This window comes from Pseudomonas sp. GW704-F2 (assembly GCF_059423025.1).
In genome coordinates this window covers 100,682-114,722 of the sequence record NZ_JBWKXO010000006.1, presented here as the reverse complement: position 1 = coordinate 114,722, position 14,041 = coordinate 100,682, and the positions used below count along the sequence as shown (strand labels likewise).

Sequence of the window (14,041 nt, the reverse complement as noted above, 5' to 3'; positions counted from 1 at the left end):
GGAGCAAGCCCGCTCTCACATTTTTACGGTTGAGTGACAGTCATATTACTGAAACCCAACTGACTTAATCTCGCAGCACTCCCTTTGCCTTGAGACGGTGCCGGCATGACCCTGCGCGTTCTGTTACTGCTGACCCTTTTTCCCCTGAGTGCCGTTAGCGCGCCGCTGCCCATCCCCGATCAGGGCCCCGCCTTGCGCATCCAGGGCTCCAACACGATCGGCGCGGCGCTTGGCCCGGCGCTGGTCAAGGGGTTGATGGAGCAGCAGGGCCTGCAAGGGGTCCACGCAGAACCCGCCGAAGGCGCCAATGAACAGCGCGTGATCGGCAAGACCCGCCAGGGTAAGACGCTGACCATCGAGGTCGACGCCCATGGTTCCAGCACCGGTTTTGCCGCGCTGCACAAAGCCAGCGCCGACCTCGCCGCCTCCTCCCGCCCGATCAAAGACAGCGAACTGGTGGACCTCGAACCCCTGGGCGACCTGAAAAGCCCCGAGGCCGAACAGGTGATCGCCATCGACGGCCTGGCCATCATCCTCAACCCGCGCAACCCGCTGAATACGCTGAATACCGAGCAACTGGCGCAAATTTTCAACGGTGAAATCAGCACCTGGGAAGCACTCGGCGGCATCGGCGGGGCGATTCATTTATATGCGCGGGATGATCGGTCGGGCACCTATGACACCTTCAAGGACCTGGTCCTGAGCCGTCGCGGCAAGCCGCTCGCCGCGTCGGCCAAGCGGTTCGAGGCCAGCGAGCAACTGTCGGACGCGGTGAGCCAGGACCCACAAGGCATCGGTTTCATCGGCCTGCCCTATGTGCGCCAGGCCAAAGCGGTGGCGATCGTCGACGGTGACTCGCAACCGATGCTGCCGCTGAACAGCCTGATTGCCACCGAGGACTACCCGCTGTCGCGCCGCCTGTTCTTTTACCTGCCGCCGACCTCGCACAATCCGTGGGCCAAGGCGCTGGTGGACTTCACCCAGAGCAGCAAGGGCCAGGCGATCGTGGCGGCCAACGGGTTTATCGCGCAGCGGGTCCAGGCGATAAGCGTGGAACCGCGCCCGTCCATGCCCGAGGACTATCAGGCAATTGCCCGCGAGGCCCAGCGCCTGACGGTGAATTTCCGCTTCGAAGAAGGCAGCGCGAGCCTGGACAACAAGGCGCGCCAGGATGTGCAGCGCGTGGTGGCGTATATAAAAGGCCACGGCAAGCTCGACAAGCAGGTGACGCTGGTAGGGTTCGGCGATATCAAGAATGACCCGCAACGCGCGGCGCTGTTGTCCAAACTGCGGGCGATGGCGGTGCGTCGGGAATTGGTCAAGAGCGGCGTGGTGCTCCGCGATATCCGCGGGTTTGGCGCACAGATGCCGGTGGCGGCGAATACCGCGGATGAGGGTCGGATCAAGAATCGGCGGGTGGAGGTTTGGGTGTACTGAGGTTTGTGTTTTGTGTTGTTCGCACGGGCCTCGTCGCGGGCAAGCCCCCTCCCACACTAGACCGCGTTCTCATGCACAACTCGGTCAACTGTGGGAGGGGGCTTGCCCGCGATGGCAGGCGACGCGGTGTTACTGCCCGCCGCGCATCAGCTCTTTAGGCACATACTTGCCGATCTCGAACTTGCCGATCGCCGCACGGTGGACTTCGTCCGGGCCGTCGGCCAGGCGCAGGGTGCGTTGCATGGCGTACATGTAGGCCAACGGGAAGTCGTTGGAGACGCCGGCGCCGCCATGGATCTGGATCGCCCGGTCGATCACCTTCAACGCCACGTTCGGCGCCACCACCTTGATCTGGGCGATTTCGCTTTTCGCCACTTTGTTACCCACGGTGTCCATCATGTAGGCGGCTTTCAGGGTCAGCAGGCGTGCCATGTCGATTTCCATGCGCGAGTCGGCGATCTTGTCGATATTACCGCCCAGGCGCGCCAACGGTTTGCCGAACGCGGTGCGGCTGATGGCGCGTTTGCACATCAGTTCCAGCGCGCGCTCGGCCATGCCGATGGAGCGCATGCAGTGGTGAATGCGGCCCGGGCCAAGACGCCCCTGAGCAATTTCAAAGCCGCGACCTTCACCCAGCAGGACGTTTTCATACGGCACGCGCACGTTGTCGAACAGCACTTCGGCGTGGCCGTGGGGCGCATCGTCGTAGCCGAACACCGGCAGCGGGCGCACGATTTTCACGCCAGGGGCGTCCACCGGCACCAGGATCATCGAGTGCTGCTGGTGGCGCGGCGCATCGGGATTGCTCAGGCCCATGAAGATCAGGATCTTGCAGCGCGGGTCGCAGGCGCCGGAGGTCCACCATTTCTTGCCGTTGATCACCCACTCGTCGCCCTGGCGCTCGGCGCGGGCGGCCATGTTGGTCGCGTCCGAGGAGGCCACGTCGGGCTCGGTCATGGCGAAGGCCGAACGGATCTCGCCGCGCAACAGCGGTTCGAGCCAGCGCTGTTTCTGTTCGGCGTTGGCGTAGCGTACCAGCACCTCCATGTTGCCGGTGTCCGGGGCGGAGCAATTGAACGGCTCCGGGCCCAGCAGCGAACGGCCCATGATTTCCGCCAGCGGCGCGTATTCAAGGTTGGTCAGGCCAGCGCCCAGTTCGGATTCGGGCAGGAACAGGTTCCACAGGCCTTCGGCTTTCGCCTTGGCTTTGAGCTCCTCCATGATCGCGGTGGGTTGCCAGCGGTCGCCTTCGCTGACCTGGCGTTCGAACACCGGTTCGGCCGGGTAAACGTAAGCGTCCATGAACGCAGTGACGCGTTCACGCAGTTCCTGAACCTTGGGCGAATAGGCGAAATCCATGAGCAGCTCCCTTCTTTGAGAGGTTGTTTAGGTCATGCAATCGATGCTAGAACAGCGTTGATAATTTACCTAGCCTATTCTCGGCGTGTATTAACATTCATCACCGATATATGATCGGGGCATGGCCACCTAACAATAAGAGCGCAACGAAATGAATCTGAGCAAGGTCGACCTCAACCTGTTTATCGTCTTTGACGCGATCTACACCGAAGCCAACCTGACCCGTGCCGGGCAGATTGTCGGCATCACCCAACCGGCGGTGTCCAACGCTCTGGCACGCCTGCGCGAGACCTTCAACGACCCGCTGTTCGTGCGGACCGCCCAAGGCATGGTGCCCACGCCGATGGCGCAGAACATCATCGGCCCGGTGCGTAACGCACTGTCATTGCTGCGCGTGTCGGTGCAGGAAAGCCGGATTTTCAACCCGCAACAGGCGGCCAAGACCTACCGCATCAGCATGACCGACTTGACCGAAGCGGTGATCCTGCCACTGCTGTTCCAGCGCTTGCGTCGCCTGGCGCCGACGGTGGTGATCGAGAGTTTCCTGTCCAAACGCCGTGAGACCACCAAGGAACTGGCCGCCGGGCGCCTGGATTTTGCCGTCGACGCACCGCTCAACACCGACCCGCAGGTGCGCCACGTCAAGCTGATGGAAGACCGCTACGTGTGCGCCATGCGCAAGGGCCATCCGATGGCGGGCAAGGACAAGTTCACCCTGGACGATTACCTGTCGCTGACCCATATCCATATCTCCAGCCGCCGCAACGGCCTGGGCCATGTCGACCTGGCCCTGGGCAAGATGGGCATCCAGCGCAAGATCGCCCTGCGCTCCCAGCACTACCTGATGGCCTCGCAAGTGTTGCAGCAGACCGACATGGTGATGACCGTGCCCGAGCGCTTCGCCCGCCGCCATGAACTGCACTGGTTCAACCTGCCGGTCAACGATGTGCCGCCGGTGGAAACCCACCTGTACTGGCACGAGAGCACCGACCAGGACCCGGCCAACCGCTGGATGCGCGAGCAAATGATCGAGTTGTGCCAGCAGGTCACGGCGCACGAGAAGAAACTCGACAAGCTGCAAGCCTGAACCTGTCGCCGTGTAGGAGCGAGCTTGCTCGCGAAAAACCCGAGGGCGCCTTTGGGTATCAGGGCTACCGCGTTAGCGTTGACGTTTTTCGCGAGCAAGCTCGCTCCTACAGGGATTGACGATCGACCTTGACGTTTACGTCAACCTGACATTAGCTTAGCGCCAAGACTTTCTTGAGCGCCTTCATGAGCACGACCTACAGCATTTCCGACCTCGCCCGCGAGCTCGACATCACCACCCGCGCCATTCGCTTCTATGAGGAACAAGGCCTGCTGGCCCCGGAACGCCGGGGCCAGGAACGCATCTACTCGGCGCGGGACAAGGTCAGCCTCAAGCTGATCCTGCGCGGCAAGCGCATCGGTTTTTCCCTGGCCGAATGCCGTGAACTGATCGAACTCTACGACCCCACCAGCGGCAACCATGTCCAACTCAACAGCATGCTGGTGAAAATCGCCGAGCGTCGCGAACAGTTGGAGCAGCAGTTACTGGACATCGAACAAATGAAGCTGGAACTGGACACCGCCGAAGAGCGCTGCACCCAGGCCCTGGCCGAAACCATCCAAGGCCAGGCTGGCCATTGATCATAAGGTAGTTGCCATGTCCCTCCCCTCCCACGTGCGCCTGGTCGAAGTCGGCCCGCGCGACGGTTTGCAGAATGAAGCCCAACCCATCAGCGTGGCCGACAAGGTGCAGTTGGTGGATGCCCTCAGCGCCGCGGGCCTGAGCTACATCGAAGTCGGCAGTTTTGTTTCGCCCAAATGGGTGCCGCAGATGGCCGGTTCCGCCGAAGTCTTTGCGCAGATCCAGCGCAAGCCCGGCGTGACCTACGGCGCGCTGGCGCCGAACCTGCGCGGCTTTGAAGATGCGCTGGCCGCCGGGGTCAAGGAGGTCGCGGTGTTTGCTGCGGCGTCCGAGGCGTTTTCGCAGCGCAACATCAACTGCTCGATCAGCGAAAGCCTGGAGCGATTCGTGCCGATCATGGCGGCCGCCAAACAGCAGGGTGTCAGTGTGCGCGGCTATGTGTCCTGCGTGCTGGGTTGCCCTTACGAAGGCGCGGTCGCCCCGGAACAAGTGGCGGCGGTGGCCCGCGAGCTGTATGCCATGGGCTGCTATGAAGTGTCCCTGGGCGACACCATCGGCACCGGCACCGCGGGAGCCACGCGCCGGCTGTTCGAGGTGGTGGGCGCGCACGTGCCACGGGACAAGTTGGCGGGGCACTTCCATGACACCTATGGGCAGGCCGTCGCCAACGTCTACGCCAGCCTGCTGGAAGGGATCAACGTGTTCGACAGCTCTATCGCCGGCCTCGGCGGTTGCCCATACGCCAAGGGCGCCAGCGGTAACGTCGCCACCGAAGATGTGGTGTACCTGCTCAACGGCCTCGGGATCGAGACCGGCATCGACCTGGAGCGATTGATTCTCGCGGGCCGGCAGATCAGCGACGTACTCGGCCGGCCCAGCGGCTCGCGCGTTGCCAGGGCGCGTAACGCCAGTTGAGTAGCTTAGCCGTGACAATGTGTTACCGCAGGCCGGCCGGACGAGTAACACGGGAACATATTTTCCCGTGTTTACCGTAGGGCATTTCTCACAAAAAACTCAACTCATTGATTTTAAACGATTTTTAAAAGTTGGCACGGCTTCTGCTATCTCTATGGCATAACAAGAATAAAAAGCGCCAAACCTAATAAAAATAAGACGAAACGACTCTGACATAACAAAAACAACACGGCAGAGACGCAGCTAACAGATTTTTTTGGAGAAGATGTGCTTCGCAGGGTACGGCATGCCGAAACCCGCAACCGGATAGAGAAAAATAAAACTACCTCAGGTAGCTACCCACTGGTTGGATCGTGTACGAAGAAGCAGATCAGCGCTCAAAAAAATACGTTTGCTCTTGACCCTGGATGGGGTCGCCAAAAACAGCGGTAAAGGGTAACGGTTGCCAAAAACAACAATAGACCGCCCCTCAATAATAAAAAAAGAGCACGTAACAACAAATTAAAGGGGACCTTCGGGTCCCCTTTGTGCTGTCTGGGATTACGCAATTTAAACTGTGGGAGGGGGCTTGCTCCCTCCCTTTCAGCGAAACGACTAAGACTGCGTTCGCAGCTCTTCGATCGAGATCTCGCGCATGCGGAATTTCTGGATCTTGCCGGTGACCGTCATCGGGAATTCGTCCACGAACTTGAAATGCTTGGGCGTCTTGAAGTGCGCGATACGCCCCTTGCACCACGTGTGCAACTCCAGCGCGCTGGCCACATGCCCGGGGTGAAACTTGACCCAGGCAACAATCTCTTCGCCATAACGCTCATCCGGAATACCAATGACCTGCACATCGGCCACCGCCGGGTGCGTGAAGAAAAACTCTTCCAACTCGCGCGGGTACACGTTCTCGCCACCGCGAATGATCATGTCCTTGTTGCGCCCGACGATGCACACGTAGCCGTGCTCGTCCATGGTCGCCAGGTCACCGGTATGCATCCAGCCGGCGTCGTCGATTGCGTCGCGGGTGCCGTCGGGGTTGTTCCAGTAACCGAGCATCACGCTGTAGCCACGGGTACACAGCTCACCGATCTCGCCACGCGCGACGGTGTGACCGGCGAGGTCGACGATCTTGCTTTCCAATTGCGGCTGGGTGCGGCCGACCGTGGTGACGCGGCGCTCCAGGTCGTCATCGGGGCCGGTCTGCAGGGACACCGGGCTGGTTTCGGTCATGCCGTAGGCAATCTGCACTTCGCTCATGTGCATTTCGCCGATGACCCGGCGCATCACTTCGATCGGGCAGGTGGCACCGGCCATGATCCCGGTGCGCAGGCTGGACAGGTCGAACTCGCCGCGTTGCGGATGGTCGAGCATGGCGATAAACATGGTCGGCACGCCGTACAGGGCGGTGGCGCGTTCTTCGGCGACGGCGGCCAGGGTCAGCAGCGGGTCGAAGCCGTCGTTCGGGTAAATCATGGTGGTGCCGTGGGTGATGCAGCCCAGGTTGCCCATCACCATGCCGAAACAGTGATACAGCGGCACGGGGATCACCAGGCGGTCCTGCGCGGTCAAGCCCAGGCTTTCGCCGACCATGTAACCGTTGTTGAGGATATTGAGATGACTGAGGGTGGCGCCCTTGGGAAAGCCGGTGGTGCCGGAGGTGTACTGGATATTGACGGCCTGGTCGAAGTGCAGGCTGGCTTGGCGCGCGGTCAATCGCTCAGGCGGGATACCCGCACCAAGGGCCGCCAGTTGCGACCAGGGCAAAAAGCCCGTGGGCGGGCGCGGCGCAAGGCTGATCACGCCGCGCAGGTCCGCCAGTTTTTCGCAGTTCAAGCGGCCGACAGGTTGCTCCGCCAGCTCGGGCAGCAGTTCCTGCAACATCGCGTGGTAATCGGAGGTCTTGAACGAACCGGCACACACCAGCCATTGGCAGCCGGATTGCTTGAGCACGTATTCCAGCTCAGTGCTGCGATAGGCCGGATTGATATTGACCAGGATCACCCCGAGCTTGGCGCTGGCCAGCTGGCTGATGCACCACTCGGCGCAGTTCGGCGCCCAGATGCCCAGGCGATCGCCGCGCTGCAGGCCCAACGCCAGCAGCGCGCGGGCGTGCAGGTCAACGGTCTCAGCCAGTTGCTGCCAGGTGTAGCGGCGTTGCTGGTGACGCACCACCAAGGCTTCCCCATCGGGAGATTGCGCAACCGTGTGATCGAAGGCCTGACCGATCGTCATGGCCAACAAGGTCTTGTCCTGAGAGCCACGGCTGTAGCTCTGATTCGGTTGATCCATAACGACCCCTGTTGTCTTTTTTGTAGGTTGACGTAAACGTAAACTACGATTGACAGCGCCGCAACGCAAGCTTACGTTAACGTAAAGGTGAGCATCCCCTCCCCCGGTGCCGTCACCCCACAACAACAAAGCTCAATAAAGGTGCCTGTCCATGAGTTACCCCTCCCTGAACTTCGCCCTCGGCGAAACCATCGACATGCTGCGCGACCAAGTGCAGTCCTTCGTGGCCAAGGAGATTTCTCCGCGCGCGGCACAAATCGACATCGACAACCTGTTCCCCGCCGACCTGTGGCGCAAGTTCGGTGACATGGGCCTGCTGGGCATTACCGTGGCCGAAGAATACGGCGGTGCCGGCCTGGGCTACCTGGCCCATGTGGTGGCCATGGAAGAGATCAGCCGTGGTTCGGCGTCGGTGGCGTTGTCCTACGGCGCCCACTCCAACCTCTGCGTGAACCAGATCAACCGCAACGGCAGCCATGAACAGAAACTCAAGTACCTGCCGAAGCTGATCAGCGGCGAACACGTCGGCGCCCTGGCCATGAGCGAGCCGAATGCCGGCTCCGACGTGGTCTCGATGAAACTGCGCGCCGACAAGCGCGGCGACCACTACGTGCTCAACGGCAGCAAGACCTGGATCACCAACGGCCCCGACGCCAGCACCTACGTGATCTACGCCAAGACCGACCTGGAGAAAGGCGCCCACGGCATCACGGCGTTCATCGTCGAGCGCGACTGGAAAGGCTTCAGCCGCAGCAACAAGTTCGACAAGCTCGGCATGCGCGGCTCCAACACCTGCGAGCTGTTCTTCGATGACGTGGAAGTGCCGGAGGACAACATCCTCGGCGTGCTCAACGGCGGCGTCAAAGTGCTGATGAGCGGCCTGGACTACGAACGCGTCGTACTGTCCGGCGGCCCGACCGGGATCATGCAAGCCTGCATGGACCTGATCGTGCCGTACATCCACGACCGCAAGCAGTTCGGCCAGAGCATCGGCGAATTCCAGCTGATCCAGGGCAAGGTCGCCGACATGTACACCCAGCTCAACGCCAGCCGCGCCTACCTGTACGCGGTGGCCCAGGCCTGCGAGCGCGGCGAAACCACGCGCAAGGACGCGGCCGGGGTGATCCTCTACAGCGCCGAACGCGCCACGCAAATGGCCCTCGACGCGATCCAGATCCTGGGCGGCAATGGCTACATCAATGAATTCCCCGCCGGACGCCTGCTGCGCGACGCCAAGCTGTACGAAATCGGCGCCGGCACCAGTGAGATCCGGCGCATGTTGATCGGTCGCGAACTCTTCAACGAAACCCGCTGAAGGAGCGCGCCATGGCCACCTTGCACACCCAGCTCAACCCGCGCTCGGCGGAGTTCGCCGCCAACAGCGCAGCGATGCGCCAACAGGTCGACGCCCTGCACACCCTGCTTGCCCAGGTGCAGCAAGGCGGCGGCGCCAAGGCCCAGGAGCGCCACACCTCGCGCGGCAAACTGCTGCCACGCGAGCGGATCAACCGCTTGCTCGACCCGGGCTCGCCGTTCCTGGAACTCAGCCAACTGGCCGCTCATCAGGTGTATGGCGAAGACGTGCCCGCCGCCGGGGTGATTGTCGGGATCGGCCGCGTGGAAGGCGTCGAATGCATGATCGTCGCCAACGACGCCACGGTGAAAGGCGGCTCCTACTACCCGCTGACGGTCAAGAAACACCTGCGCGCGCAGACCATCGCCGAACAGAACCGCCTGCCATGCATCTACCTGGTGGATTCCGGCGGCGCCAACCTGCCGCGCCAGGATGAGGTCTTCCCCGACCGCGAGCACTTCGGGCGGATCTTCTTCAACCAGGCCAACATGAGCGCCCAGGGCATCCCGCAGATTGCGGTGGTGATGGGCTCGTGTACCGCCGGCGGCGCCTATGTGCCGGCGATGGCGGACGAAGCAATCATGGTGCGCCAGCAAGCCACCATCTTCCTCGCCGGCCCGCCGCTGGTGAAGGCCGCCACCGGTGAAGTGGTCAGCGCCGAAGACCTCGGCGGTGCCGACGTACACTGCAAGATCTCCGGCGTGGCCGACCACTATGCCGACAGCGATGAACACGCCCTGGCCCTGGCCCGGCGCAGCGTGGCCAACCTCAACTGGCGCAAACAAGGCCAGTTGCTGCAACGCACGCCAGTGGCGCCGCTGTACAGCGGCGAAGAGTTGTACGGCGTGATCCCGGCCGATGCCAAGCAGCCGTTCGATGTGCGCGAAGTGATTGCCCGACTGGTGGACGGCTCGGTGTTCGATGAGTTCAAGGCGCTGTTCGGCACCACCCTGGTCTGCGGCTTTGCACACTTGCACGGCTACCCGATAGCGATCCTGGCCAACAACGGGATTCTGTTCGCCGAAGCCGCGCAAAAAGGCGCGCACTTCATCGAGCTTGCGTGTCAGCGCGGGATTCCGTTGCTGTTCCTGCAAAACATCACCGGTTTTATGGTCGGCCAGAAGTACGAGGCCGGCGGTATCGCCAAGCACGGCGCCAAGCTGGTCACGGCGGTGGCCTGCGCCAAGGTGCCGAAATTCACCGTGATCATCGGCGGCAGTTTTGGCGCGGGTAACTACGGCATGTGCGGCCGCGCCTACGACCCGCGTTTTTTGTGGATGTGGCCCAACGCGCGCATCGGCGTGATGGGCGCCGAACAGGCGGCCGGCGTGCTGGTGCAGGTCAAGCGCGAGCAGGCCGAACGCGCCGGCAACGGCTTCAGCGCGCAAGAGGAAGCGGCGATCAAACAGCCGATCCTCGACCAGTACGAAACCCAGGGCCACCCGTATTACTCCAGCGCACGCCTGTGGGATGACGGCGTCATCGACCCGTTGCAGACCCGCGACGTGCTGGCCCTGGCCCTGTCTGCCGCACTGAACGCCCCCATCGAGCCGAGCCGCTTCGGCGTGTTCCGCATGTAAATGGAGCTGTACCCCATGAACGATTTCAACACCCTCGAACTGATCACCGACAGCCGTGGTTTCGCCACGCTGTGGCTCAGTCGCGAAGCCAAGCACAACGCCTTCAACGCCGAGATGATCCGCGAACTGATCATCGCCCTCGACCAGGTGCAGGGCAATGCGGCGCTACGCTTTCTGGTCCTGCGCGGGCGCGGCAAACACTTCAGCGCCGGCGCCGACCTGGCCTGGATGCAACAGTCGGCCGAACTGGATTACGCCACCAACCTCGACGACGCGCGCGAACTGGCGGAGCTGATGTACAACCTGGCCAAGCTGAAAATCCCGACGCTGGCAGTGGTGCAAGGCGCGGCCTACGGTGGCGCGCTGGGCCTGATCAGTTGCTGCGATATGGCGATCGGGGCCGATGACGCGCAGTTCTGCCTGTCGGAAGTACGCATCGGTTTGGCGCCTGCGGTGATCAGCCCGTTTGTGGTGCAAGCCATCGGGGAACGCGCGGCGCGTCGTTATGCGCTCACGGCCGAACGCTTTGGCGGCGAACGCGCGCGCGACATCGGCCTGCTGGCGGAAAGCTATCCGGCCGAAACCCTGGATCAACAGGTCGACCACTGGATTGCCAACCTCCTGCAAAACAGCCCGGCAGCGATGCGTGCAAGCAAGGATCTGCTGCGCGAAGTCGGTAACGGCGCCCTCACCCCGGCGCTGCGGCGCTATTGCGAAAATGCCATCGCCCGGATCCGCGTCAGCGCCGAAGGCCAGGAAGGTTTACGCGCATTCCTGCAAAAACGCCCACCCAGCTGGCAGTCGCAGGAGCCACGCTCATGAGCACACTGACCACCGTACTGGTGGCCAACCGTGGCGAAATTGCCTGCCGCGTGATGCGTACCGCCAAGGCGATGGGGTTGACCACCGTGGCGGTCCACAGCGCCACCGATCGCGATGCGCGCCATAGCCGCGAAGCCGATATCCGCGTCGACCTGGGCGGCAGCAAAGCGACCGACAGTTACCTGCAAATCGACAAACTGATCGCCGCCGCCCAGGCCAGCGGCGCCCAGGCGATTCATCCGGGCTACGGCTTCCTTTCCGAAAACGCCGGTTTTGCCCGCGCCGTCGAGGCGGCCGGGTTGATCTTTCTCGGCCCGCCCGCCTCGGCAATCGACGCCATGGGCAGCAAATCCGCCGCCAAGTCACTGATGGAAACCGCCGGCGTGCCGCTGGTGCCGGGCTACCACGGCGAAGCTCAGGACCTGGACACCTTCCGCGCCGCCTGCGCGCGCATCGGCTACCCGGTGCTGCTCAAGGCCACGGCCGGTGGCGGCGGCAAGGGCATGAAAGTGGTCGAGGACGTCAGTCAACTGGCCGAAGCCCTGGCTTCCGCCCAGCGTGAGGCGCTGTCGTCCTTCGGCAACGCGCAGATGCTGGTGGAGAAGTACTTGCTCAAGCCACGCCATGTGGAGATCCAGGTATTTGCCGATCAGCAGGGGCACTGCCTGTACCTCAACGAGCGCGATTGTTCGATCCAGCGGCGCCACCAAAAAGTCGTCGAGGAAGCCCCGGCGCCCGGCTTGAGCGCCGACCAGCGCCGGGCGATGGGTGAAGCCGCGGTGCGTGCGGCCCAGGCCATCGGTTATGTGGGCGCGGGCACGGTGGAATTTTTGCTGGATGCCCGTGGCGAGTTTTTCTTTATGGAGATGAACACGCGGCTGCAAGTGGAACACCCGGTGACCGAGGCGATTACCGGCCTCGACCTGGTGGCCTGGCAGATTCGCGTGGCTCAGGGCGAAGCGCTGCCGATCACCCAGGCACAGGTGCCGTTGATCGGCCATGCGATCGAGGTGCGCTTGTATGCCGAAGACCCGGCCAATGATTTCCTCCCCGCGACCGGCCACCTGACGCTGTACCGCGAATCCGCACCCGGCCCGGGCCGCCGCGTGGACAGCGGCGTCGAGCAAGGCGACAGCGTTTCGCCCTTCTACGACCCGATGCTCGGCAAGCTGATTGCCTGGGGCGAGGACCGCGAACAAGCGCGGCTGCGGCTGTTGAGCATGCTCGACGAGTTCGCCGTCGGCGGGCTCAAGACCAACCTGGGCTTCGTGCGACGCATCATCGCCCATCCGGCGTTTGCCGCCGCCGAGCTGGATACCGGCTTTATTCCGCGCTATCAGGACGAACTGCTGCCGCTGCCCGGAGCATTGAGCGACGAATTCTGGCAGGCCGCGGGTTCGGCCTTCATGCAGAGTCTGCCGACCGGCGACGGACCGTGGGCAGACACCCGCGGCTTTCGCACAGGGCTGCCCGCCGAAGTCTCGCTGCACTTGAGCTGCAACGGCCAGGATCGCCTGGTGACGTTGGCGCAACACACGCCGCGACTGCAAGGCGAACAGCTGCTGATCGACCATCAGGGCGTGCGCCGTGCCCATCTGGCCGTGCGTAGCGCAGGCACGCTGTTCCTGCGCAGGGAGGGCGACATGCATGCCGTCAGCCTGTTCGATCCGATTGCGGCAGTCGAAGCCAACCAATCCCACCAAGGCGGCCTCACCGCACCGATGAACGGCAGCATCGTGCGGGTGCTGGTGGACATCGGCCAGACCGTCGAAGCCGGCACGCAGTTGGTGGTGCTGGAGGCGATGAAGATGGAACACAGCATCCGCGCGCCCCAGGCCGGTGTGGTCAAGGCACTGTTCTGCCAGGAAGGCGAAATGGTTGCCGAAGGTTGCGCGCTGGTCGAGCTTGAACCCGCGGACTAGAACTTCGCCGTGGCCTGCACGACGACGCCGAGGATACGGCAATCGTCGCTGAACAGGCGCTTGGGGTAAGTCGGATTGAGCGGTACCAGGTACAGCTGGCCGCTCTCTTCGCGCAACTGGCGGAAGGTCGCCTGCGGGCTGTACGCCCACTGCGCGACCACCAGCTTGCCGGGTTCGGCGTCGATGGCCGGGTCCACCAGGATCATCATCCCGGCACCGATGCTCAGGCCAGTGGGCGCGGTCATCGCGTCGCCGACCACGGGCAGCCAGTAAGCCTCGCCCCGGGCATGGTAGTCCGTCAGCTCGAAGCGCGCCGCGCCGTAGGCCGGGCGCTCTTCGCGAAGTTCGCACACGCCTTTCCAATCGCTGACCGGGTAGCGGAAGTACGGGTTGTAGTGTGGTGGCCCAACCGGCAGCGCATCGGCCTTGCGACGAACATCCAGCGCGACTTCCAGGGAGCCCAGCCCCAGCGCTTCCAGCACCCGGTTCATGTCCGCCAGGCTTGGCACCCGGCGCTTGTTCAGCCAATGCCCGACACCGCCCTGGGACATGCCCAGGCGTTCGGCCAGTTCATCCTGCGTGACCTTGCGGTCTTTCATGTTGGCCCTGACCAACGCGATCCATTTATCCATGGGGCCTGACAATACGTCGCGTATTTTTCAGGGCAATAAACAGTTTGTAGTAATCCATAAAACGACATAAATAC

The 14,041-nt window shown here is 62.8% G+C and carries 11 protein-coding genes and 1 pseudogene; 8 read left to right on the top strand and 4 right to left on the bottom strand.

Annotated elements, in window-relative coordinates; all coding sequences use genetic code 11:
- Positions 1–105 precede the first annotated feature (105 nt).
- Positions 106–1,437 carry a substrate-binding domain-containing protein gene (locus AC07W0_RS07235; RefSeq protein WP_102617251.1) on the top strand — a complete coding sequence of 444 codons (1,332 nt, stop codon included), beginning with the start codon at positions 106–108 and terminating at the stop codon, positions 1,435–1,437.
- 129 nt (positions 1,438–1,566) lie between these two features.
- Here the strand turns inward: AC07W0_RS07235 and AC07W0_RS07230 are convergent, their stop codons facing one another.
- Positions 1,567–2,796, bottom strand: a complete 1,230-nt coding sequence (locus tag AC07W0_RS07230) for an acyl-CoA dehydrogenase (RefSeq protein WP_017848107.1) — start codon at positions 2,794–2,796, stop codon at positions 1,567–1,569.
- Positions 2,797–2,947: 151 nt separating this feature from the next.
- Here AC07W0_RS07230 and AC07W0_RS07225 point away from each other — a divergent pair, with 151 nt between their 5' ends.
- A complete protein-coding gene (locus AC07W0_RS07225; RefSeq protein WP_017848108.1) occupies positions 2,948–3,883 on the top strand; it encodes a LysR family transcriptional regulator in 936 nt (311 codons plus the stop codon).
- 11 nt (positions 3,884–3,894) lie between these two features.
- On the opposite strand, the pseudogene AC07W0_RS07220 reads toward AC07W0_RS07225, so the two are convergent.
- Positions 3,895–3,981, bottom strand: a pseudogene (locus tag AC07W0_RS07220) (outer membrane lipoprotein carrier protein LolA); the annotation flags it as partial.
- 87 nt (positions 3,982–4,068) lie between these two features.
- Here AC07W0_RS07220 and AC07W0_RS07215 point away from each other — a divergent pair.
- Together AC07W0_RS07215 and AC07W0_RS07210 are read left to right on the top strand one after the other, a co-directional pair.
- Positions 4,069–4,464, top strand: coding sequence for a MerR family transcriptional regulator (locus AC07W0_RS07215; protein ID WP_017848109.1), 396 nt, complete (start codon positions 4,069–4,071; stop codon positions 4,462–4,464).
- 16 nt (positions 4,465–4,480) lie between these two features.
- Complete coding sequence (locus AC07W0_RS07210) at positions 4,481–5,380, top strand: hydroxymethylglutaryl-CoA lyase (RefSeq protein WP_017848110.1); 900 nt, start codon at positions 4,481–4,483, stop codon at positions 5,378–5,380.
- Positions 5,381–5,974: 594 nt separating this feature from the next.
- Here the strand turns inward: AC07W0_RS07210 and AC07W0_RS07205 are convergent.
- The gene (locus AC07W0_RS07205; protein WP_102617252.1) at positions 5,975–7,657 is read right to left on the bottom strand and encodes an AMP-binding protein; all 1,683 of its coding nucleotides are present in this window, start codon (positions 7,655–7,657) and stop codon (positions 5,975–5,977) included.
- Between the two features lie 151 nt (positions 7,658–7,808).
- On the opposite strand from AC07W0_RS07205, the gene AC07W0_RS07200 reads away from it, so the two are divergent.
- From AC07W0_RS07200 to AC07W0_RS07185, 4 genes are read left to right on the top strand one after another with little or no spacing between them, the layout of a single operon-like run.
- Positions 7,809–8,972: an isovaleryl-CoA dehydrogenase gene (locus AC07W0_RS07200; protein WP_046382870.1), complete on the top strand. Its 1,164-nt coding sequence runs from the start codon at positions 7,809–7,811 to the stop codon at positions 8,970–8,972.
- 11 nt (positions 8,973–8,983) lie between these two features.
- Positions 8,984–10,591: a carboxyl transferase domain-containing protein gene (locus AC07W0_RS07195; RefSeq protein ID WP_046382869.1), complete on the top strand. Its 1,608-nt coding sequence runs from the start codon at positions 8,984–8,986 to the stop codon at positions 10,589–10,591.
- A gap of 15 nt (positions 10,592–10,606) precedes the next feature.
- Complete coding sequence (locus AC07W0_RS07190) at positions 10,607–11,413, top strand: gamma-carboxygeranoyl-CoA hydratase (RefSeq protein ID WP_046485393.1); 807 nt, start codon at positions 10,607–10,609, stop codon at positions 11,411–11,413.
- The gene (locus AC07W0_RS07185; protein ID WP_102617253.1) at positions 11,410–13,335 is read left to right on the top strand and encodes an acetyl/propionyl/methylcrotonyl-CoA carboxylase subunit alpha; all 1,926 of its coding nucleotides are present in this window, start codon (positions 11,410–11,412) and stop codon (positions 13,333–13,335) included. Before AC07W0_RS07190 ends, AC07W0_RS07185 begins: the two co-directional genes overlap by 4 nt.
- Here the strand turns inward: AC07W0_RS07185 and AC07W0_RS07180 are convergent.
- Positions 13,332–13,967 (bottom strand): LexA family protein, encoded by a 636-nt coding sequence (locus AC07W0_RS07180; RefSeq protein ID WP_102617254.1) that lies wholly within the window; start codon positions 13,965–13,967, stop codon positions 13,332–13,334. The two genes, AC07W0_RS07185 and AC07W0_RS07180, sit on opposite strands and share 4 nt — an antisense overlap.
- Between the last annotated feature and the right edge of the window lie 74 nt (positions 13,968–14,041).